The organism is Lactiplantibacillus fabifermentans DSM 21115, assembly GCF_000498955.2.
Lineage (GTDB): Bacteria > Bacillota > Bacilli > Lactobacillales > Lactobacillaceae > Lactiplantibacillus > Lactiplantibacillus fabifermentans.
In genome coordinates, this window is record NZ_AYGX02000004.1 from 1 (window position 1) to 21,585 (window position 21,585).

Annotated in this window: 28 protein-coding genes; 24 read left to right on the plus strand and 4 right to left on the minus strand. The window is 47.7% G+C overall.

The window, feature by feature from the left end:
* Window positions 1–93: 93 nt before the first annotated feature.
* Both DY78_RS00110 and DY78_RS00115 read right to left on the minus strand, forming a co-directional pair.
* Window positions 94–603: a YbhB/YbcL family Raf kinase inhibitor-like protein gene (locus DY78_RS00110; RefSeq protein WP_024624423.1), complete on the minus strand. Its 510-nt coding sequence runs from the start codon at window positions 601–603 to the stop codon at window positions 94–96.
* A 31-nt stretch (window positions 604–634) separates the two neighbouring features.
* Complete coding sequence (locus DY78_RS00115; protein ID WP_024624422.1) at window positions 635–1,831, minus strand: DUF2075 domain-containing protein; 1,197 nt, start codon at window positions 1,829–1,831, stop codon at window positions 635–637.
* Window positions 1,832–1,941: 110 nt separating this feature from the next.
* Here DY78_RS00115 and DY78_RS00120 point away from each other — a divergent pair, with 110 nt between their 5' ends.
* From DY78_RS00120 to DY78_RS00130, 3 genes are all read left to right on the plus strand, one after another.
* Window positions 1,942–2,412, plus strand: a complete 471-nt coding sequence (locus DY78_RS00120) for an RrF2 family transcriptional regulator (RefSeq protein ID WP_024624421.1) — start codon at window positions 1,942–1,944, stop codon at window positions 2,410–2,412.
* A gap of 150 nt (window positions 2,413–2,562) precedes the next feature.
* Window positions 2,563–2,874 (plus strand): hypothetical protein, encoded by a 312-nt coding sequence (locus DY78_RS00125; protein WP_235810618.1) that lies wholly within the window; start codon window positions 2,563–2,565, stop codon window positions 2,872–2,874.
* A 99-nt stretch (window positions 2,875–2,973) separates the two neighbouring features.
* Window positions 2,974–3,513: an acetyl-CoA carboxylase biotin carboxyl carrier protein gene (locus DY78_RS00130; RefSeq protein ID WP_024624419.1), complete on the plus strand. Its 540-nt coding sequence runs from the start codon at window positions 2,974–2,976 to the stop codon at window positions 3,511–3,513.
* Between the two features lie 49 nt (window positions 3,514–3,562).
* Here the strand turns inward: DY78_RS00130 and DY78_RS00135 are convergent, their stop codons facing one another.
* Window positions 3,563–4,471 carry a helix-turn-helix transcriptional regulator gene (locus tag DY78_RS00135; protein ID WP_024624418.1) on the minus strand — a complete coding sequence of 303 codons (909 nt, stop codon included), beginning with the start codon at window positions 4,469–4,471 and terminating at the stop codon, window positions 3,563–3,565.
* 91 nt (window positions 4,472–4,562) lie between these two features.
* On the opposite strand from DY78_RS00135, the gene DY78_RS00140 reads away from it, so the two are divergent.
* From DY78_RS00140 to citG, 19 genes are all read left to right on the plus strand, one after another.
* Window positions 4,563–5,039, plus strand: coding sequence for a GyrI-like domain-containing protein (locus DY78_RS00140; RefSeq protein ID WP_024624417.1), 477 nt, complete (start codon window positions 4,563–4,565; stop codon window positions 5,037–5,039).
* 96 nt (window positions 5,040–5,135) lie between these two features.
* Complete coding sequence (locus DY78_RS00145; RefSeq protein WP_024624416.1) at window positions 5,136–5,378, plus strand: SWIM zinc finger family protein; 243 nt, start codon at window positions 5,136–5,138, stop codon at window positions 5,376–5,378.
* Window positions 5,371–5,655, plus strand: a complete 285-nt coding sequence (locus DY78_RS00150) for a hypothetical protein (RefSeq protein ID WP_156093498.1) — start codon at window positions 5,371–5,373, stop codon at window positions 5,653–5,655. Before DY78_RS00145 ends, DY78_RS00150 begins: the two co-directional genes overlap by 8 nt.
* A 78-nt stretch (window positions 5,656–5,733) precedes the next feature.
* Window positions 5,734–6,120, plus strand: a complete 387-nt coding sequence (locus DY78_RS00155) for a hypothetical protein (RefSeq protein ID WP_156404083.1) — start codon at window positions 5,734–5,736, stop codon at window positions 6,118–6,120.
* Between the two features lie 148 nt (window positions 6,121–6,268).
* The gene (locus DY78_RS00160; RefSeq protein ID WP_024624413.1) at window positions 6,269–6,532 is read left to right on the plus strand and encodes a hypothetical protein; all 264 of its coding nucleotides are present in this window, start codon (window positions 6,269–6,271) and stop codon (window positions 6,530–6,532) included.
* Between the two features lie 313 nt (window positions 6,533–6,845).
* Window positions 6,846–8,192: a CitMHS family transporter gene (locus DY78_RS00165; RefSeq protein WP_024624412.1), complete on the plus strand. Its 1,347-nt coding sequence runs from the start codon at window positions 6,846–6,848 to the stop codon at window positions 8,190–8,192.
* 79 nt (window positions 8,193–8,271) lie between these two features.
* The gene (locus DY78_RS00170; RefSeq protein WP_024624411.1) at window positions 8,272–8,598 is read left to right on the plus strand and encodes a hypothetical protein; all 327 of its coding nucleotides are present in this window, start codon (window positions 8,272–8,274) and stop codon (window positions 8,596–8,598) included.
* A complete protein-coding gene (locus tag DY78_RS00175; protein WP_024624410.1) occupies window positions 8,598–8,993 on the plus strand; it encodes an acetyl-CoA carboxylase biotin carboxyl carrier protein subunit in 396 nt (131 codons plus the stop codon). The genes DY78_RS00170 and DY78_RS00175 overlap by 1 nt, the downstream gene beginning before the upstream one ends.
* Window positions 8,994–9,006: 13 nt before the next feature.
* Window positions 9,007–10,128 carry a sodium ion-translocating decarboxylase subunit beta gene (locus DY78_RS00180; protein WP_024624409.1) on the plus strand — a complete coding sequence of 374 codons (1,122 nt, stop codon included), beginning with the start codon at window positions 9,007–9,009 and terminating at the stop codon, window positions 10,126–10,128.
* A 12-nt stretch (window positions 10,129–10,140) separates the two neighbouring features.
* A complete protein-coding gene (locus DY78_RS16705) occupies window positions 10,141–10,263 on the plus strand; it encodes an OadG-related small transporter subunit (RefSeq protein WP_268872482.1) in 123 nt (40 codons plus the stop codon).
* 320 nt (window positions 10,264–10,583) lie between these two features.
* Window positions 10,584–10,817 (plus strand): hypothetical protein, encoded by a 234-nt coding sequence (locus DY78_RS00185; RefSeq protein ID WP_024624408.1) that lies wholly within the window; start codon window positions 10,584–10,586, stop codon window positions 10,815–10,817.
* Window positions 10,786–11,772, plus strand: coding sequence for a [citrate (pro-3S)-lyase] ligase (citC, locus tag DY78_RS00190; RefSeq protein WP_024624407.1), 987 nt, complete (start codon window positions 10,786–10,788; stop codon window positions 11,770–11,772). The genes DY78_RS00185 and citC overlap by 32 nt, the downstream gene beginning before the upstream one ends.
* A gap of 4 nt (window positions 11,773–11,776) precedes the next feature.
* Window positions 11,777–12,082: a citrate lyase acyl carrier protein gene (gene citD / locus DY78_RS00195; RefSeq protein WP_024624406.1), complete on the plus strand. Its 306-nt coding sequence runs from the start codon at window positions 11,777–11,779 to the stop codon at window positions 12,080–12,082.
* Window positions 12,070–12,948, plus strand: coding sequence for a citrate (pro-3S)-lyase subunit beta (gene citE / locus DY78_RS00200; RefSeq protein ID WP_024624405.1), 879 nt, complete (start codon window positions 12,070–12,072; stop codon window positions 12,946–12,948). The genes citD and citE overlap by 13 nt, the downstream gene beginning before the upstream one ends.
* A 1-nt stretch (window position 12,949) precedes the next feature.
* The gene (citF, locus tag DY78_RS00205) at window positions 12,950–14,482 is read left to right on the plus strand and encodes a citrate lyase subunit alpha (protein ID WP_024624404.1); all 1,533 of its coding nucleotides are present in this window, start codon (window positions 12,950–12,952) and stop codon (window positions 14,480–14,482) included.
* Window positions 14,475–15,023 carry a citrate lyase holo-[acyl-carrier protein] synthase gene (citX, locus tag DY78_RS00210; RefSeq protein WP_024624403.1) on the plus strand — a complete coding sequence of 183 codons (549 nt, stop codon included), beginning with the start codon at window positions 14,475–14,477 and terminating at the stop codon, window positions 15,021–15,023. Before citF ends, citX begins: the two co-directional genes overlap by 8 nt.
* The gene (locus DY78_RS00215) at window positions 15,020–16,420 is read left to right on the plus strand and encodes an oxaloacetate decarboxylase subunit alpha (RefSeq protein ID WP_024624402.1); all 1,401 of its coding nucleotides are present in this window, start codon (window positions 15,020–15,022) and stop codon (window positions 16,418–16,420) included. The genes citX and DY78_RS00215 overlap by 4 nt, the downstream gene beginning before the upstream one ends.
* A 128-nt stretch (window positions 16,421–16,548) precedes the next feature.
* Window positions 16,549–17,244 (plus strand): GntR family transcriptional regulator, encoded by a 696-nt coding sequence (locus DY78_RS00220; RefSeq protein ID WP_024624401.1) that lies wholly within the window; start codon window positions 16,549–16,551, stop codon window positions 17,242–17,244.
* Window positions 17,237–18,127 carry a triphosphoribosyl-dephospho-CoA synthase CitG gene (gene citG, locus DY78_RS00225; RefSeq protein WP_024624400.1) on the plus strand — a complete coding sequence of 297 codons (891 nt, stop codon included), beginning with the start codon at window positions 17,237–17,239 and terminating at the stop codon, window positions 18,125–18,127. The genes DY78_RS00220 and citG overlap by 8 nt, the downstream gene beginning before the upstream one ends.
* Window positions 18,128–18,421: 294 nt before the next feature.
* Here citG and rihC read toward each other — a convergent pair whose 3' ends face one another.
* A complete protein-coding gene (gene rihC, locus DY78_RS00230; RefSeq protein WP_024624399.1) occupies window positions 18,422–19,333 on the minus strand; it encodes a ribonucleoside hydrolase RihC in 912 nt (303 codons plus the stop codon).
* Between the two features lie 141 nt (window positions 19,334–19,474).
* Here rihC and DY78_RS00235 point away from each other — a divergent pair, with 141 nt between their 5' ends.
* The gene (locus DY78_RS00235) at window positions 19,475–20,380 is read left to right on the plus strand and encodes an oxidoreductase (protein WP_024624398.1); all 906 of its coding nucleotides are present in this window, start codon (window positions 19,475–19,477) and stop codon (window positions 20,378–20,380) included.
* 477 nt (window positions 20,381–20,857) lie between these two features.
* A complete protein-coding gene (locus tag DY78_RS00240) occupies window positions 20,858–21,436 on the plus strand; it encodes a GNAT family N-acetyltransferase (RefSeq protein ID WP_024624397.1) in 579 nt (192 codons plus the stop codon).
* Window positions 21,437–21,585: the final 149 nt, after the last annotated feature.

Genomic DNA, 21,585 nt, shown 5'->3' on the forward strand with positions numbered 1-21,585 from the left:
AGCTGATCTTTTTTGTCCGAACAGCGTTCGGATTAATTTTACAATCTACCAAAAAACATGCTAGCGTGAACTAGCATGTGCAAGTGGACTTAATTATTTTTTCCCAACAACGACGGTTTCCGCCGTCGCTAAAACATGCCCATCAATGGCTTTAAAGAAATTATTCAACCAGTAGCCGGGCTGGACATCGAGCTTAGTATCTAAGGCGTATAGCCGGAACGTGTAATCATGGTCTTGGTCAGGCGGATAAGGGCCAACGTAATGTTGGGTGACTTTCAAGTCGGTTTCGCCAGTGTAGCCCCCGGCTGTGGAATTATTGCCTTGCACCATTGGCACGGCGCCAGTTTGACTGGCATTTTCAGGAATGACGGTCGTGTCAGCGGGTAAGTTGGCCGCAATCCAATGAATCCACGTAAAGCCGCCTACCGGAATCGCGTCGTGGTCGAAGAAGGCGAAGGCTAATGACTTCGCATCAGTTGGCACATCTTGGATATTCACTGGAAATGAAATGATGGGATGGCCTTTATATTGTTGGTCCGGCGTGGCTTGCTTGCTATATTTAGCAGCGAGCAAGCCATTTTCAGTTGGAATGGAAACTTTCATGGATAATCCCTCCTTAGTGATTTTACTTAAATTATAACGCTAATAGGCGTTGGCGTAGGGCTGGGTCGACGGCGTATAAATATAAGCCATAACGGCCCCGTTTCATTAGGACATTAATCGAGTTGAAGACAATTTGCGTTTTCAGCGGGGATAGCGCGCCTAAATCATCGCGATTTTTGAACGCTTCTTGGTCTTCATAGCGGTCTAAGTGAATCACGATGCGGTCGGTCGCAGCGTCGTAACCCACGGATGGTCCTAACACGACACCGGCGTAGTTCAGGTCGAAGCCTTGAATCGTGTAAATGGAGCCCACTTCGTCCAAAGTTTCTGGTCGCAAAGCCCACGGGTCGTCGGTCAAATTGACTTTGTCCCATGGTAACTTTAAACTACCGGCCGTGACGTACCACGTGCCGTGATTCACGACGTAAGGAAAGTCAGCCGTGGCAATCATCCGGGATAGTTGGACTTGTTGGTCGCGTTGGCGAATCAAGTCATACATCGGTTGACCATCCGCAAAAATCTGAAAGTCGAATTGGTCATCGGTTGGCTTAGGCAACAAGTGGCCTTGCGTGAATTGGTCGATCCAGTTCACGACGTCGGCATTCCCGGTGACCCGGAATTGTTCATCCAAGTTGAATAATTCGTGAGGATAACGGTCCAAAAAGGGCTGTAAGTCACTGGCTTGCCAATAGCTCTTGAGTTTTAAGACTTGGCGCGTATCAAAAACTAAGACAACCACGCGACTGCGCTTAATCAATTCTTGGAGCTGATTGTGGGCATTAAATTTGTTATAGCGGTCCGGTTGGGTCAATAATAAGTGCGCTTCATCAATAAAGACGACATCGGCTAATTGGTCAGTCTTGTTTAACCGGTTAATGAGGGGCGTCGGCTTTTGGAAGTCTTTTTTGCGGAGTTCCGGGGCGTCACCCGCCAGTCGTTTATAAATTTTCAGCATTTCGTTGTGATTAACGACTAAGTAATTGTTGGTGCCTTGCAGTGGATTAGCATTTTGACTACGACTCAAGGCTTGCAGTTGGCTAAAGGCCGCCGCTAAGACGGCACTTTTGCCGGTGCCGGCATCGCCATGAATGACGAATAGGCCGGTTTCCGGTTGATCTTTGTGCGTGTGGATGAAGCTTAACAAACGTTGTTCTAATTGTTGTTGTGCCGGCGATAATGCGGCTTGGTCCGCGAGTTTAAAGGTGGCGGCACTCAGTGTAGTTGTCATAAAAAGCCCCCTGAGCGCCATTATAACGTAGCTTTTGCATTAATTGAAATGATAATAATTACAGTCGGTGGTAAAATAAGGATAGCAAGTTAGTTACGGGAGGGAACTGTATGAAACTTGATTTTTCAGTGGCCGTGCATAGTTTATTATACTTAGATGCGCATCGGCCCAATAAGGTGTCCAGTCGGGAACTGGCCCAATCATTACATTTGAACCCCGTCATGATTCGCAATATTTTATCGGTTTTACATAAGAATGGTTATTTAATTGGCACGGTTGGGAAAAATGGTGGTTATCAGTTGGAAAAGGCGTTAGCCGAAATGAATCTCGGCGACTTATACGACTTAACGATTCCACCGACTTTGAGTTATGCGCGCTTTATTACCGGCCATTCGCAAACGGACGATGAGGTCCAGAGTTCCGAAATCGCCGCCAATATTAGTGAAACTTTGACGGATTTGTTTACCGTGGCGGACCGTCAATATCGGGCGTATTACCATCAGTTCACGATGGCCGATTTACAAGCAGATATTCAGCACCATGGGCATTTTTTAGCTAAAGAACACGATTTAGAATCTTAACCGAAACGGCTGATTCGTTGCAAAAATAAGGTCTTAGTCATTAAGAACCTTAATTTGAAACGGGTTGGCCGTTTGCTATTGTCAGGGCCTAGCTGCGATGGTATCTTGTTAGCCATTGAAGCTGTTGTCAATTTGAAAGGGGCCCTGACCATGGAACCACAGTTAGTTATCGTTCATGAAGAAGGACGTTATCGTGAATTATCAGAAAAACGTTATTGGTTAGAATCCGCCAATTTTTGGGGCGTCGATGGCCGTGGCGATACCGTCAATGAGGCGATTGGCAATTTCTTAACGAACTTAGTGCAATATTGCCACGATTATTATGACCGTGATTTATGGCAGTTAGATAATCGGTTATTGCAACTTGATCACGTGGACGCGGTCTTAGCTTACGCCAATGTCGGTAAGTCGCCCGCACCCTTATTTTTGTTCAAAGTACTACCAGCATTAGCCTCTGCTTAGCGAAATTGATAAATTCTTAAAGAAGCATTCATACTTCCACAACAATCCTGCGATAAACTAGCGTTATAATCAATGCGTAAACCATTGGAGGGTTGTTTGATGGAATTAGATAAGATTTACCAATTAATGGACAAATTTGAACAAAGCACGTTAACGAACTTTGAATATCGTGATCAAGATTTTGAAATCCAACTGGGCAAAAAAGCTCATGGTAAGCCAGTCGTGGCGACCCAACCGGAACCGTTACCGAATACGCCAGTCAGTCCGGTCGTGCCGGATGTGACACCAGCACCGGCCCCACAACCGATTGTGAACACGCCGGTTGCGCCAACGGCCACGCCAGAACCGGTTAGCGCGGCGCCGGTTGAAGATGAGATTGACCCACAAGAATGTGTGACGGCCCCCGTTGTCGGGATTTTCTACCAGGCGCATTCTTCAGAAGAAGCGCCCTATGTGCGAATCGGCGATCATGTCAGCGTTGGCCAACAAGTCGGCTTGATTCAAGCAATGCAAATGATGCGGCCGGTAGTTGCCAAGCAAAGTGGGCAAGTTAAAGCCATCTTGGTGAAGAATGGTGACGAAGTGAACTTTGGGCAACCATTGATTCAGTTAGTACCGGATACCCCAAGTGATATTTAAATTAAAACGGTCATAACAATGCCTTTAGCGCAGTTGTTATGGCCGTTTTTTAGTCACTGAGGAGTGGCATCTGATTGAGATAATGTTTCAAATGTTGTTTGAATGCCGAGTCGCCAACTAAGCGTACCCGCGTCCCTAATGACAAAATATATTGATAGGCGCGTTCGGTGTCCGGTAATTGAATGGTGGCAATGAAAGTATCGGCCGTACTACTTTGAATGACTTGAAAGCCAAAGCGTTCGATGATTTGGTCGCGAACAAAGTTATCGGCTTCAAGCGTAATGGTAGCGCGTTCGGTAGGGCGGACGCCATAGTCAAAGTTTAATGGTGGGACCGCGCGCGGGACAAACGTCGTGGTCGTCATGGTGACTTGTTGCATGCGGGCGAGCCGGAAGAACCGAAACGCCTGCCGTTCCAAGCTGTAACCCTGAACATACCAACGTTCCCCTTTAAAGACTAGGCGATAAGGTTCAATTTGGCGCTGCGAGTTATGGCCATTGCGGTCACTGTACGCAAACGTGACCAGTTGCCGGTCGCTAATGGCGGCATCCAGTTGTTCCGCGAGTTGCTTGAGTTCCACGGACCCCGGCCAATTCGGACGGTCGATCATTAGGTGATTGTCCGGATGGTCGGCGGCATACATGGCCGTAATCTTTTGCAGGGTGGCTTGAAGTTCGGGACTATTAATTAAAGTGTGGACACTGGTTAATGCGACCATTAAATTACTAATATCGCTAGCGTTTAATAACTTTTTATCGACTTTATAAGTCGCCATTAAGCCAATCCCGCCACCGCGCCCCCGGGTCGTATAAATCGGGATACCGGCTAAATTCAGCGTTTCCACGTCACGATAAATGGTCCGGCGCGAGACTTCGAACTGGGCCGCTAACGCATTAGCGGAAATCTTATCAATCCGCAGTAACAACATAATAATATTGATTAAACGGGCAATTCGCATCTTTTTTCAACTTTCTTTTTTAATATGACAGCTAGTTGGCAAGTTTAGCCTTGTATACTAAGTTTATCAAATCGAAAGCAGGAATTAAAATATGACAACTTATACCATTGAAACCTTACCAGCAATGACGTTAACCGGTGCCGCGACGCAATTACCATTACCAACCATGGAAAATGTGGCCACCGTTTCTCGAATGAAATCCGACCACTTTAAAGCCCTCGCGCAAAGTGGCACGTTTGGCCAATTGATGGCGGATAGTCTTGACCATTATGGTTATGCCCTGAGTGGGGTGCGCGATGGCCAATTGGAATACTTCGCGGGTGCCAACACGACTGCTACGGGGACGACCACGCGGGAAGTGCCCGCCGGCAATTATATTGTGCTGCGGGCCAAGGGCGGTCCGAGCCGGGAACTTTTTGACCAACTCATCAAACAATTCTTCGGTGAAATTTTGCCGACGCGACCAGAATTATATGTTGGTGACAGTTTTGTCTTAGAAGTGTTGTTGAACGGCAATCCACGCGATGCCGTTGTCGAATTGCGGTTACCAACGACGGTAACGGCTTAACAATAATTAATGACTAATTATGGGGACTGAGGGCACGCACCTTAGTCCTTTTTGGTATAGTGGACTTAATTAATATCGATGAAGGAAGCGAAACTTATGGATTGGCAATTTCAGTTTGCCCCGCAAATTGTGGCTCGGGGTCAGGCGTATTATCAACAAAATTTAGTCACTGATTTTGCACAGCAAGGGGCGCAATTCACGGCAACGGTGACGGGGACGGAAGCCTATCAAGTCAACCTAACTAGCCACAATGGTCGTATCGTAGCCGCTGAGTGTGATTGTCCCTATGCCGGCCGAGGCGCACTTATACCGGCAGTTATTAGCAGCGGTGGTGGCTGAACCAGGATTGTTTGGCGTTCAGCAATATGAAGCCTTGTTAAAGCCCAAATTTTCGGCTGAGTTACTACGAAAGTATGCGCAGACGGTCAAAACGATGGCTGAACAAACCGGGACTCGTCGTCAATATCAAAAATTGATGCAGATTTTAAAGCAGATGCAACAGTATCCTGATGGCATGGCAGTCACGAAAGCGATTGTCCACGATTGGCGCCAACAGTACCCCCGGCGTTCGGCGATGCTCGATGAGTTAGATAAATTCGAACGTTTCAGCGGGTAGGTGTCAATTATTGACAGGCCCGGCCAACCGTACTGATAATAAAATTAAGCAAATTAATGATAGAAATCAGGTGCCAATATGGCGTGGTGGTTACTCAATATGAGTTGTGCCTTATTAATCATGATTTGGATGTTTAGTTGCTTAGTTTTGGTGGGGGAATGGCTGATGGCGGCGCTCATTCACGGGAATAAAAAGTCGTATCCGGTTGGCTTGCGTCAGTTTGAGACCCGGGCCCACTTGCGCCAAACTTATGGCCGATTATTAGTTATTGATATTTTGGTAGTAGCGACGACTTTATTTTGTACGGTGATGATGGTTCAGCCATTTATTCAGCTAAATGAAATGACCGATAATGTTGCCAACTGGGATTTGTATGGTGCGACGGTGACGTTATTTATTTTGAAGCAATACCACCACTACACTTATGAGCAGGCGTTGACGGAATATCAGTCGCATGTCAAATGAAGGTTTAAATGCCGGCGAACTTTTTGATAGTTGCTAGCGATTGCTTTGTTTAAGTGAAAGAACACTAAAAAAACAGCCATTTATAAGTTAATTTGTACAGAATATGCTACGCTGATTTTAGTTATTAACGGAAGAGGAGGGCAACAAAATGGCCAATGAACATGAAGACGACTGCAACTTGAGTTTGGACCGACGTAAATTTGCGGAAATGGTTGTGAGTTCGCACCAAGTTTCTGATGAATTGGACCCGGAAGCTATTGTTAAACGTAAGTTGACGTTATATTTGTCAGCTTATTACATGGCGGATCGGTTCAATAAGTTGGAAGACGCCCATTTTCAAGGTGGGATGAGCAGTGCCCATTATCAAAAGTTGTTGAACGAGTTAAAAGACGAAAAATTTGGTGATTGGTAAAATCAACCAATTGCCGGCGACTAGCACGTTGAAGGTGTTAGTCGCTTTTTTATTGCCTAAACAAGTTAACTAGTGAGCAAGAAATGGTTAACAACTTTTTTGATGGTGGGTTTAAATGTATAGATATTTAATTTCAAATCGTATACATTTACTGCAATCAGTGCGATTGAAGTCGATAGACCAATCTTCAGGGGAGCGGGAATTCATTTTTGATTGCGAGTGTTCTTTCTGTGTACTTCCGCACAAAAGCGGTAGTAAAAGCGCTTTCAATTAGATATGATTTGCGTGTAGAAAAATTTAAGGAGTTGAGACCATGTTATTAACCATTATTTCCTATGCCATGATTGTCGTCTTCATGTTCATCATCATGAAGAAGAAATTATCGCCATTCACGGCCTTAGTACTCGTACCGTTAGTTTTTGCCATTATTGCGATGGTCGCGGGGGTTGCCAAAAAGGGAACCATTGGGGATTTCGTCCTAGAGGGGATTAAGACGACCGCCAACACCGGGATCATGTTATTATTTGCCATTTTATATTTCTCCATTATGTTGGATGCCGGGTTATTTGACCCGATCACCAAGAAAATGATTCTGTTTGCCAAGGGCGATCCGATGAAAGTCTTGATGGCCACCGCGGTAGTTGCCGCCGCCGTTTCCTTAAACGGGGATGGGACCACGACGACTTTGATTTGTTGTTCAGCTTTTATTCCAATCTATAAGAAACTCAACATGCGCATGATGAACTTAGGGGTCTTAGTCATCCTTCAAAATACCATCATGAACTTACTGCCATGGGGTGGGCCAACTGCGCGGGCCATGGCCGTCTTAGATGTTGATGCTAGTATTTTAGCTTACGTGATGCCGGGGATGATTATCGCGTTACTTTACGTCACCTTTATCGTTGCCCCAAGCATGGGGCGCAAGGAACGGAAACGCTTAGGGGTCAAAGAATTAACCCCTGACGAAATTGAAGCGATGACGCAAGTTACTGATCCAGAAGTTGCTGAAATTCGTCGGCCAAAGAACTTTGCGTTTAACGGGATTTTGACGATTGTCTTAATCGCTTGGTTAGTGGCTGGTTCATTTATTAAAGCCTTAGAAATGCCACCATTGTTGCTCTTCTTAGTTGGGACTTGTATCGCTTTGATGGTCAACTATCCAAAGCTAAAAGACCAATCCAAACGTATCGGAGCTAACGGTGGCGACGCTGTGCAAGTGGTTATCTTAGTTTTCGCGGCGGGGGTCTTCATGGGTCTCTTCCAAGGAACTGGGATGGCGACGGCCTTAGCCCAAAGCTTTACCCAAATTATCCCACACCAATTAGCTGGTTTCTGGGGTTTGGTTATCGCCGCGATTTCCGCACCCGGGACGTTCTTCTTATCCAATGACGGCTTCTACTTTGGGGTCTTACCAGTCTTAGCTCAAGCCGGGCGGGCATACGGCTTCACCAACATGCAAATGGCCCTCGCTTCCTTAATGGGACAAGCCTTCCATTTGCTCAGTCCGTTAGTTGCCTTTATTTACTTGCTCTTACGTTTAACTGGTTTAGACATGGGGGCTTGGCAAAAAGAAACGGCCAAATATGCGTTAGGCGTTTTCGCCATCTTCGTGGTGACGATTCTCTTGACCGGTCACATGCCATTCTACATTCCGCAATGACGGAAAACCTTTAAAAGAACAATGTGGTTGGCCATTTGGTTATATCATGAAATTAAGCCATTTTTAAGGAGGAAACCGCATGGGAACGTTTTGGCAACACTTGTTCCATCATGACACTAGCGCGACCCCGGCCAAAACGCCGGCGGTTCCGGCAGCGCCAAGTGAACAGTGGGTGGCAGTCCCCCGCTACTTGGAAGTTGATCCTAGTGAACACGTGATTCCGAGTTTGATTGCGGCCAGTGTGACCGCGGATCAAGCACCGGATAGTCAGTTAGTTTTAAAGCACTTATATGTTCAAAATCCGGAAGCGCAGTTGGTTAGCATGATTGCCAGCAGTTGTGCTTTAGCTACCGGCGACGGTCAGTTCGTCGTCACATCAATTAGAAAGCGAGTTGACCCATCCTAATGTTACGCAAATTTAAAATCACCATTGATGGCCAAGAATATTTAGTTGAAATGGAAGAAATCGGTGGCACACCGCAACCGGTAGCCGCCGCACCAGTCGCCCCCGCCCCCGTTGCCGCGACGCCGGAACCGACGCCAACGCCGGCCCCCGCCCCAAAAGCGGCCGCCGCACCGGCTGACAGCAGTCAAGCGATGACGGCGCCGATGCCTGGGGTCATTATCAAGATCATGGTCGAACCTGGTGACCAAGTGAAAGAAAACCAACCATTACTCGTCTTAGAAGCGATGAAAATGGAAAATGAAATCGTTGCCAATAAGGCGGGGACTGTTGAACAATTGTTTGTTAACAAAAACGACATGGTCAATGCCGGTGACGCGCTGATTAAGATCAGCTGAGAGGAGCGAGCATGTGGAAACCTTAATTCAAGGCGTTACGTCAATTACCCTTGGTCAAATTGCCATGATGTTAATCGGTGGCATCTTGATATATTTGGGTATTAAAAAAGAATATGAACCAACGTTGTTAATCCCGATGGGGTTGGGAGCGATTCTCGTTAACTTCCCGGATACCGGGGTGTTGACGCAAATGGTCGGTGGAACGAAAGCTGAAGGGGTCTTAGATGTGCTCTTCAAAGCCGGCATCACGACCGAATTGTTTCCACTGTTAATCTTTATCGGAATCGGGGCCATGATTGATTTTGGCCCGTTGTTACAAAATCCGTTTATGTTACTCTTCGGGGCCGCGGCCCAATTCGGAATCTTCTTCGTCGTAATCGTCGCCGTTTTATGTGGTTTTGATATCAAAGAAGCCGCGTCAATCGGGATTATCGGAGCAGCGGATGGTCCAACTGCAATCTTCGTTTCCAACCAGTTAGCGCAAAATTTACTGGGGCCGATTACCGTGGCGGCGTACTCGTACATGGCGTTAGTGCCAATTATTCAACCAGCGGCGATTAAAGCTGTGACCACGAAAAAAGAACGTCAAATTCGGATGACTTACAAAGCCGAAAGTGTTTCTAAGCAAACTAAGATTTTGTTCCCGATTATCGTCACGATTTTAGCCGGGTTCATCGCCCCAATCTCATTACCATTAGTGGGGTTCTTAATGTTCGGGAACTTACTGCGGGAATGTGGGGTCTTAGACCGGTTATCCAACACCGCGCAAAATGAATTGGTCAACATTGTCAGCATCTTGTTAGGGTTGACGATTTCGGTTAAGTTACAAGCGGACCAATTCTTGAACTGGCAAACGTTAATGATTATCGCGTTTGGGTTAGTGGCCTTTGTGATGGATTCCATCGGGGGCGTCTTATTTGCGAAGTTGTTCAACCTCTTCCGTAAAGAAAAAATCAACCCAATGATTGGGGCGGCCGGAATTTCTGCGTTCCCAATGTCTAGTCGGGTGATTCAAAAGATGGCTTCAGAAGAAGATCCGAAGAACTTTGTCTTAATGTACGCAGTCGGCGCCAACGTTTCTGGCCAAATCGGGTCAGTGATTGCTGGTGGGTTATTGCTATCATTCTTCATGTAGGGGGACGCGACCATGATACACAACTTAGAAATTGCCTTTGAACTAATGGGTTTTGGGATGGGCGGCGTCTTTCTAGTCTTATTCGTCATCTACCTAATCTCCAAAGCCCTAATCAAAATTTTCCCAGTTAAGTAGCGGGTGACCGCTGCGCCCGGACGGTTGTGCCGGCCGTGGGGACCGGGTCAAGCCAAAAAGCGGTCTTGACCCTCGCTTTGAAGCCTACAACCCAAGTCTTCAAAGACGTCCGCCATGTAAGGCGCCACAAAACACCGCCTAACATGGCTTTCACCGCCGGGCACAACCGTCCGGGCTCCGCTCAACGCCACTTAACGTTGAAATTAATTGGGGATTAAAGGATTGCCATTATCGTTATCATCATTTTAGATATGACAATCTATCATAATTATGTCAATACAATCAGCACATAGTAGTTAGGAAAGTTATTTAGCTGGGGGTTGCGGTGTAATGGAGACCGCCGTGAAAGTGGCGTTAACGCGGTTGGGTTTTATCGCGTTTACACCACGGACGTCTTTGATGATTTGCGGGTTGTGCAAAGCATCAAAGCGAGGTTCAAGACCGCTTTTTGGCTGAACCGGTCCCACCGCGGTCGTAATTACACCGCAACCCCCAGCGGCAAAAGAAAACGGGGGGCATACGATGCAATTGAAACGGTTATGGTTGACGATTAATCCAACCGCTAAACAGCAATGGCAAGCGTTATTGACGCAAGCCGGTTTGATGGCTGATGACCAAGTTGATTACACAGTTGGCCTCTATGAACATGAACAGTTAATTGGTACCGGCTCGTTGTATCAAAATATTATTAAATGTGTGGCGATTGATGAAACGGTGACCCACCAAAACTTGTTGGCACCACTCATCAAGGCCTTGTTGGACCGATTAGCTGAAACGCCTTATGACAACGCCTTTGTTTACACTAAGCCGTGCACGGCGCCATATTTTGAGGCGTTAGGCTTTAAAGCCGTTGTTGCGACCAAGCAAATCGTTTTGTTAGAACGCGGCTATCCAGATTTGAATGCGTATCAATTGTTATTGGACCAACATAAAGTGACTAGCACGAATGCCGGCGCGATTGTGATGAATGCCAATCCGTTTACGAATGGGCACTTACATCTGATCAAGACCGCGCTGAAAACGTGTGATGTCGTTTACGTCTTCGTCGTTTCGGAAGACCGGTCGCAATTCGATACGCAAGCACGTTTGACGATGGTCCAGCAAGCCGTAGCCGCGGAACTGCGGGTCATCGTCTTACCTACGAATCATTATTTGGTGGCCAATGCGACATTTCCAGCGTACTTTTTAAAAGATCACGCGGACTTAGCGGTCGCCAAACAACAAGCGCAATTAGATGCCACGTTATTTTTACGTAAAATCAGTCCAATTTTGGATATTCATCACCGGTTCGTCGGGGAAGAACCCCTGTCACCGGTAACACAAGTTTACAATGAACAGCTCGCGAAAGTTTTAACCGGACAAGTCGCTTTGACGGTCGTGCCGCGCTTGCAATATCATGGTCAGCCAGTGAGTGCGACGGCAGTCCGGGCGGCGATAGCGGTGAATGAATGGTCGACTGTTGACCAGCTAGTTCCGCCGACAACGCGTCAATTTTTGAAGGGAAGTTAACCATATGACAACGAATCAAACCGTCACGGTCGGTACGATGGAATCAAGCGATATTATGATTACCCTCAAACCGAATGCTAGTGGCATTAAAATCGATTTAGAAAGTAACGTCAAAAAACAATTCGGGGCGCACATTACCGCGCTGATCACCGAAGTTTTACAAAAGCTCGATATTCAAAATATTGCCGTTGAAGCGGTCGATAAAGGCGCCTTGGATTGCACGATTAAAGCGCGCACGATTGCGGCGGCTTATCGGCTACAAGGTAAGACGGATTACGATTGGGAGGCGTTGAACTCATGGAACGATTAAGAAGAACAATGATGTTTGTCCCCGGCGCTAACCCAGCCATGTTACGCGATGCCGTCTTATACGGTGCCGACTCAGTGATGTTTGACTTGGAAGATGCCGTTTCATTGAAAGAAAAAGATACGGCCCGCGTCCTCGTGTATTCCGCCTTGAAGACCTTTGATTATAGCAGTGTTGAAACGGTCGTCCGCGTCAACGCCTTGGATGCCGGTGGCGACCAAGATATTGAAGCCATGGTTTTAGGTGGCATCAACGTGATTCGGTTACCGAAGACGGAAACCGCGCAAGATATTGTCGATGTCGATGCGGTGATTACTAAAGTCGAAAAGAAATACGGTATTCCGGTCGGTACGACTAACATGATGGCCGCGATCGAATCAGCCGAAGGGGTCTTGAATGCGCGCGATATCGCTAAAGCTTCCCCGCGGATGATTGGGATTGCGCTCGGTGCTGAAGATTACGTTACGAGTCAAAAGACGCGGCGCTACCCAGATGGCGCCGAACTCTCCTTTGCCCGTAACTACATCTTGCATTCCGCCCGCGCTGCTGGGATTGCAGCGATTGATACGGTGTATTCGGATGTGGATAACGAAGAAGGCTTACGCCATGAAACGGAATTGATCAAACAACTCGGTTTTGACGGTAAGTCGGTCATTAATCCGCGTCAAATTCCCGTCATCAACGGGATTTACGCCCCGACGGCTAAAGAAGTTCAAAAAGCTCAAGAAGTGATGGCCGGAATTCGCGAAGCCGAAGCCAAAGGTTCCGGGGTCATTGCCGTGAACGGTCAAATGGTTGATAAACCAATCGTTGAACGGGCTGAACGGGTCTTAGCGTTAGCCAAGGCCACGAATATGGAGGTGGACTGAGATGGTTGAAAATAAATTAAAACGCGATATTCCAGCCGTTTACGCTGACAAGTATGGCGTCTATGATGGCGAGTTCGCCCAGGTGGCGCCTTATCAAGCGGCCACTAAACGCGTTAAACCGATTAAACCAAACGACACGAAGTTATTAGCGAGCATTCATGACGCCATCGTCAAGACGGGCTTAAAAGATGGCATGACGATTTCGTTCCATCACCATTTCCGTGAAGGCGACTTTGTCATGAACATGGTCTTAGCTGAAATCGCTAAGATGGGCATCAAAGACTTGTCGATTGCGCCGAGTTCAATTGCTAATGTCCATGAACCGTTGATTGACCACATTAAAAATGGCGTCGTGACTAATATCACGTCGAGTGGGCTCCGTGATAAAGTCGGGGCCGCAATTTCTAGCGGTATCATGAAAAATCCAGTTGTCATTCGCTCACACGGTGGCCGCGCGCGCGCAATTGCCAGTGGCGATATTCATATCGACGTGGCCTTCTTAGGGGCGCCGAGTGCCGACGAATACGGTAATATCAACGGGACGAAAGGCAAAGCCACTTGTGGTTCCTTAGGTTATGCGATGGTTGACGCGAAGTATGCCGACCAAGTTGTCGCCATTACCGATACGTTAGTGCCTTATCCCAACACCCCCATCAGTATTCCGCAAACGGATGTCGATTACGTCGTGCAAGTTGACGCGATTGGCGACCCCGATGGGATTGCCAAAGGGGCGACCCGTTTTACCAAGAATCCGAAAGAATTATTAATTGCCGAATATGCAGCGAAAGTCATCACCGCGTCCGACTATTTCAAACCCGGCTTCTCGTTCCAAACGGGTAGTGGTGGCGCAGCCTTAGCAGTTAGTCGTTTCTTGCGTCAAACAATGGTTGACCAAGATGTTAAAGCGAGCTTTGCCCTCGGCGGAATTACGAACGCAATGGTTGAAATGCAACAAGCTGGGTTAGTGGATAAGTTGATCGATGTGCAAGATTTCGACCATCCTTCCGCCGTTTCCTTAGCTGAAAATGCCGACCATTATGAAATTGATGCTAATATGTATGCTTCGCCATTGAGTAAAGGTGCTGTCATTAATAAGTTAGACGTGGCAATTTTATCGGCCTTAGAAGTTGATACGGACTTCAACGTCAACGTGATTACCGGCTCGGACGGCGTCTTACGGGGCGCTTCGGGTGGGCATTCCGACACGAGTGCCGCTTGCAAGATGAGCATGGTGATTGCCCCGGTTGTCCGCGGCCGCATCCCAACTATCGTGGATAGTGTAACGACCGTGGTTACGCCAGGGTCTAGTGTGGATGTTGTCGTAACCGAATTAGGGATTGCGATTAATCCGGCCCGGCCAGACTTAATTGCAATGTTTAAAGACTTAAAAGTCCCACAACTCACGATTGACGCCTTAAAAGACAAAGCCTATGCCATTACCGGCGTGCCCGAAAAGATTGAATACGGCGACCAAACCGTCGCGTTGATTGAATATCGCGATGGTAGCTTAATCGATGTGGTCAAAAATGTCTGAGACGTTTAAAAATTTGACGGGCCCAGCGATTACCTTGCCACAAATGTTAGCGACCCGCGATTGGCGGGCGGCCCAACAACGGCAATTGTTGACGGAGCATCCGATGACGTCCCTGATTTGGGCGTCAGTCCGAATTCCGGGCCCCATCAAGACTGGGCCGCAACTAATTGCTGGTTACCAAGCAATGCAACAACACTTGTTAGCGCAATTAGGTGACCGGGTGGTGGCGCAAGCGAGTTTTGACCGGCCGACCGGTTATGAATTTTACATTGTGGCCAAAGTCGATGCGCTCGAAGTTAAACAAGCTTTAATGCAATTAGAACAATCAACGGCGTTTAGCCAATTGGCGGACTTAGATGTCTTAACGCTCGTCCACGACCAACTGCACCAAGTGAGTCGCGCCGGCTTAGCGTTACCGGTCCGACCGTGCTTGATTTGTGGTGGCGATGCCAAGGCGTGTAGCCGATCACGGCGTCACGGGTTAGCCGAAGTCCAACATGCCGTTGATACGATTATTACCGAAGGGTGGCGAGCAGGATGAATAGACCAATAGTTGATATTACCGAAACCGCATTACGTGATGGCCAACAGAGTTTGATTGCCACCCGGATGCCCATCAGTGATATGTTACCGATTCTCGATAAGATGGACCAAGCGGGTTACCACGCCTTAGAAGTCTGGGGCGGGGCCACCTTTGATTCATGTATTCGGTACTTGAATGAAGATCCGTGGGAACGACTGCGCGAGATTCGCAAACACGTCAAAAATACGAAACTCCAAATGTTATTGCGGGGCCAAAATATTTTAGGCTATAAAAATTATGCCGATGACGTGGTGGAAACTTTTGTGCAAAAGTCGTTGGAAAACGGCATCGACATCATTCGGATGTTCGACGCATTAAACGATACCCGTAACTTAGAAACGGCGTTAGCCGCCACTAAGAAATACGGGGGTCACGCGCAAATGACCATTTCGTATACGACCAGTGATTTCCATACGATTCCGTATTACGTCAAATTAGCGCAAGACATGGCTGCGATGGGCGCCGATTCCATCTGTATCAAAGATATGGCCGGAATTTTGACGCCGCAACGTGCTTACGATTTAGTGAGTGAACTGAAGGCCAGCATCTTTATTCCCATTGAAGTGCATACGCATGCAACGTCTGGGATTGCCGATATGACGTACCTCAAAGCCATTGAAGCCGGTGCTGATATTATTGACACGGCCAGTTCCCCATTTGCGGGTGGGACGAGTCAATCGGCGACGGAATCAATGTTAGTCGCGTTAAACGACTTAGGGTATGAAGTGCCAGTTGATCCGACCTTAGCTGCCGAGATTGCTGAATACTTTGCCCCGATTCGTGACCGGTTCCGCAACGAGGGCGGCTTGAATCCTAAAGTGATGGATGTGCAGCCCAAATCATTGCGGTATCAAGTGCCCGGGGGGATGTTGTCGAACTTGCTGGCGCAATTAAAAGACGCTGGCCAAGAAGATTTGTATGAACAAGTCTTAGACGAAGTGCCCCGCGTGCGGGCTGACTTGGGCTTCCCACCACTTGTGACGCCGTTGTCACAAATGGTTGGGACCCAAGCGTTGATGAACGTGATGAGTGGCGAACGTTACAAACTCGTGCCGAACGAAATCAAAGATTACGTCCGCGGGTTATACGGGCGGCCACCAGTTGCGATTGCCCCGGCAATGATCAAACAAATCATTGGCGATGAACAACCGATTACGACGCGGCCGGCCGATGATATTGCGCCGCAATTGCCAGGCTTTGAAGCTGAAATTGGGGATTACGCGCATAGTATGGAAGATATTTTGATTTATGGCTTATTCCCAGATCAAGGCCGCGATTTCTTAGGGCGGCGTGAAGATAAGTTCTACGATGTCCCCGTGCAAAATATTCAATTGAGTTTTGCACCTGAAAATTAAAGTTAGCCAAACAGCCTGAAGTCGGAAATGACTTGAGGTTATTTTGGCCTTGAGGTTTGAAGACTTTTCGGTAGCGCTTACCTCTTCTGCTATAATGAGTTGCGAAGGTAATAAGAGGAGGGAACATGATGGATGCTGTCGTCCAAGCAGTTGCGAAAAATTTAGATTTATCTCGAAACCAACCGTTAAAGGATTTGGTATTTGAAGCGTTTCGGAAGACGATTATTTTGGGGGATATTCCAGCGGGAACGCGAATTAATGAAAAGAAGTTTGCTGAAGAACTCAATGTCAGTCGGACACCGATTCGGTATGCCATGCGCCGTTTAGCGGAAGAAGATTTAGTCGAGAGTGCACCGGGGATGAGCACCTTAGTCAAAGGGATTACGATTAAAGACGCCTATGAAATTTTCGATATTCGCAAGGAACTCGATGCGTTAGCGACGCGCAAGGCGATGGCTAAAATGACGGAAGATGATTTCGTCACGCTACGTAAGTTACTTGAACAAACCGAGCGTGAAATCGACCAAGTGCCCGACACGACCGTGGTCAGCTATTTTACTGACTTTAATCAATTTATTTATAACCACTGCGACATGCCGCATTTAGTGAGCATTGTCTTTAAACTCCAAGCCTACTTGGTTTATTTCCGTGATATTTCCATCATGTCGCGTGAACGGCGCGTCTTGGCGTTGCAAGAACATTGGCGCATCTATCAAGCGATGGTCAATCACGATGAAGTCCAAATTAATTTAATTATTCGCGAACATTTAGGTCAGTCACTGCAGTTCATTATTAAAGAGATGAGGGAACATAACCTTGATTAAAACGACCACCACGACGCCGACGTTAACGACGATCAGCCGCTTGGCCCAGCAATCTTTATTAGTGGAAGTCTCCTTAGCCCCCAAGCCCGGGCTCGTTGACCCGTTTTCGGCGGGCGCCCATCATGACATGGATTATGATTTATTTTTGACTAGCATTCAAGCTTGGTCACCGTATTTGAAATTATATTTAAAATTGGGTGTGGCTAGTACCGATTTAACGAAGTTATTTGATAGCTTGCGCCGCGCGGGGGCCCAGGCGGAACGAATGATGTTAACGGCCACCGACCACGTGAATACGCATAAAGGCGCCAACTTCTCCTACGCCGTGTTACTCGGCGCGTTAGGGTGGTGCTTGCAAACGACCTCGTTAGCGGATTTAGCTACGCAAGATTTTGCGCCCGTTTTTGCAGCGGTCCAAACGATGACGGCCGGTATCACGGCAGCCGATTTTAAAGATGTGAGCACTAAAACTAATTTATCTTATGGCGAACAACTCTACGTGGACTTTGGTGTCACCGGCATTCGCGGTGAAGCCGAAGCGGGTTACCCGGCGTTACAAGCACTGGCCTTGCCATGGCTGCGTGCACACGGCGAGCTACCGGCAACGCGACGTTATTTAGAACTGATGCTCTACTTGATTGCCGAATTAGAAGATGTGAATATCTTACATCGCGGTGGCCTGACCGCCTTAACGCAAGTCCAAGCCTACGCCAAAGACCTGCGCGCGCAAACGTGGCCAGATATGGCGACGTTGGTGCGGGCGTTGCAAGCCTTTGACGCGCAAATGATCAGTTGGCATTTGAGTCCTGGCGGTACGGCGGATCTATTGGCGCTCGCAATCTTTTTTGATCAATTAGCGACTTCGCCGTTGACGGCCGTTTGATAACCGCCCAAAAAGTTGCCGACAATCATACCAAAAATAGCGTAGTAGTATTGAGGCAGGCATGAAGTTTTATATAGAAGGTGTTTAGACGTTGAATATATATGTTGGTGACTGGATATTTTTAAGTGTCATTGCTATTTTTGTCATCGCTGTCGGTAGCTTGGTTTGGTTGCTTATCCATAAAAGTAAAAACAAGTGATAAAGATAGTGGCGATTCAAAAGAGCCCGACCGTAGCGCATTAACGCTTCCGGTCGAGCTCTTTTTTGTTTGATTATTAGTTTAGTGTTGCAAAATTACCCAATGGCTTCAACGGTTTCTAAGAACCATTCGTTGAAGGCGCGGGCATCAATATCGACACAGACGGTCGCATTAGTTTTACCGTCATGGTAAGCACCACGAATATCGCCGACCGTTTCGCCGTTGGCTGGACCGTCAGTTTGGACGTCAATCCACATCTTTTCGGTCGTAAAGGCTTCGGGGTGTAAGAGGTAGAACAACGTGTTGACGTCGTGCATCGGAATCCCAGTCTGATCACCGTCGCCATAATGGTTGAACAAGGCGTGTAACATTTCACCGGTTCGGCCAATGGTTGGCAATTTTTGCATCGTTGCCGGAGTCAGTAAGGCTTTCATGGTCACGTCTAAGCCGACCATCGTAATCGGCACGCCGGATTGGTACATGATTTCCGCGGCATGGGGGTCGGTGAAGACGTTGAATTCCGCGGCACTCGTCATGTTACCTTTGCCGAGCGCGCCACCCATGGCCACGATTTCTTTGATGTGTGGTAAGACTTCAGGGTAAGTCTTAAATAAGAGGGCGATGTTCGTATAAGCCCCCGTTGGCACTAACGTAATCGGTTCTTCGGCAGCCATGATGCGGTCGCGTAAAGCTTCAACCGCCGTTTCGGGTAGTGGGTCAGCTAAGTCTGTTGGAAAATCATAGCCGGGCATCCCGGAAACGCCGTGGATGCGGACCGCATCTTCAAACGGTTTGAGCAATGGTTGGGGCGCCCCTTCAGCAACAGGCACGTCACTGTTGAAGAAACGGGTTAATTTCAACGCGTTGATCGTCGTTTTGTCGACCGTCACGTTACCGGCCACCGTGGTAATTAATTGTAAATCGAAGTCGGGATGGTTGATGGCAATCGTGATTGCGGCGGCGTCATCAATCCCGGGGTCAGAATCTAAAATAATTTTTGTTGGCATAATTTTCCCTCCATTGTTAAGCTAGTCGTACGAAATTTCTTAGTTCTATTTTAGCATACTGACCGCTATGAATCCGATTGCATTTGGCGGTCAAATGACGTAGCATGACATTAAGATTAACAATTGATGGAGGCAACAAACATGAGTGAACCACGCGTGATCTTAATTACGGGCGCGTCGTCTGGGATTGGTAAGGCGACGGCTTTAAAGTTACAAGCTCAAGGAAATATTGTGTACGGGGCAGCTCGCCGGATTGAAAAAATGACCGACCTGGCCGCCGCGGGGGTCCACGTTTTAAAATTAGACGTGACCGATGAAGCCACGTTAGTTGCGGCCGTCAAAACGATTGAAGTTGAACAAGGCCGGCTCGATGTCTTAATCAACAACGCCGGTTACGGTTCGTATGGCGCTTTAGAAGATGTTCCGTTAGCCGAAGGGGAATATCAATTCAAAGTCAACGTCTTTGGCGTCATGCGCTTGACGCAACTCGTATTACCCATCATGCGGGCTCAACAACGCGGCCGCATCATCAACGTGGCGTCGATTGGTGGCAAAATCTATCAACCACTCAGCGCCTGGTATATGGGCACTAAGCACGCCATTGAAGGTATGAGCGATGCGTTACGGATGGAAGTCGCCCCATTTGGAATTGACGTTGCCATCATCGAACCCGGTGGGATTAAGACCGAATGGGCCGGCATCGCCGAACAGAGGTTGCTCGATGTTTCTGGTGACGGCGCCTATGCGGAACAAGCCGTCAAGATTGGCGCAATGTTGTCGTTATTCGACCAGTTTGCCTCCAACCCGGGCGTCATTGCGAAGTTGATGGTGCGCGCGGTCAACGACGTGAAGCCGAAGACGCGTTACCACGCTGGCATGGGTGCGGGCGTTTCTTTGACGGCCCGCAAATGGTTGTCCGACCGCCAATTCGACGGTTTGATGAATCAGACGGTTAATGGCGCTGCTAAATTAGCCCGCTTAACTCGGCGCAATCAACGCCGCGCGGGTCGCCGGCATTACCAACGTAAAGCTGGGACTAATAACTGAGTTAATTAGTGTTCGTATGCCGTTGTGGGTCAGCGGTAATTCCAGCTGCCGTGGCGACCGGTCCGAGCCAAAGAGCGGTCTCGAACCTCACTTTGAAGCTTGGTCAAGCCCGCCAATCTCCAAAGATGTCGGTGGCGTAAGCTCGGCTAAAAGCATGCCGAACTAACGTCACTTTCACGGCGACTTCCATTACCGCTGTCCCACAACTAAATTGAACTTTGTCTGAAAATGGTCTCGCTACGAATTTGATATGGTCAATTCGTATTGGGACCATTTTATATTATTCGGCTGTTTTCGATGGCAAGTTGGGTAGGATGAAAGCGTTAATGGGACTAGTCGGATGCTTAGTTGCCATAACTAATACTGAAAAAATACGACAATATAATGATTTCAGTAGCTTGTTGTTGGACGAAGTAAGTGATGATAACCATTCGAAAATAGATTGATTTAATCCCGATTTTGAAAGGAAGCAACCTCATGATTACAACAGAACGTTTAATTTTGCGTCACTTTGAACCAACCGCGACGGACTATCAAGCGCTATATGACATGATGGCGGATGCAACGGTCAACCGCTTTTTGCCATGGTGGCCGTGGACGGATTTGCAACAGGCCCAAAGTTATTATCAAGATGAGTTACAACCGACCTATGCTTCGGCCCACGGGCAGTTTTGGGCGGTGTGTTTGAAGACCGATAATCGACCGATTGGTTATGTTGATGTGAGCGCTGATGCTAGCTATGATTTTGGCTATGGCTTGGCGCAAGCCTACTGGAATCAGGGATTGATTACGGAAGCTAGCCAAGCAGCCCTGACTTGGTTGCAGCAGCATGATTACCCGTATGTGACGGCAACGCATGACGTTAATAACGGCGCCAGTGGGCAAGTGATGCGAAAACTGGGGATGCATTATCAATATTCGTATCGTGAACAGTGGCAGCCGAAAGATAAGTTAGTCACATTTCGGTTATACCAACTAGATTTAGACGGACAGGTACGACCGCGCTATGCGAAATATTGGGAACGCTACGCTGACCACTTTGTTGAAGAAATTTGACGGTCATAATCGTCGCGAGTCCGCAGATAAGTTCGTTATACTGAAGGTGTCCTACAAGTCACTTCATAAAAAGGGGTATTGAATGCACAAAACAATGCGCAACATCAATGTTTTGGCTCAACGCTGGGGAATGCAAGTACGACATCGAT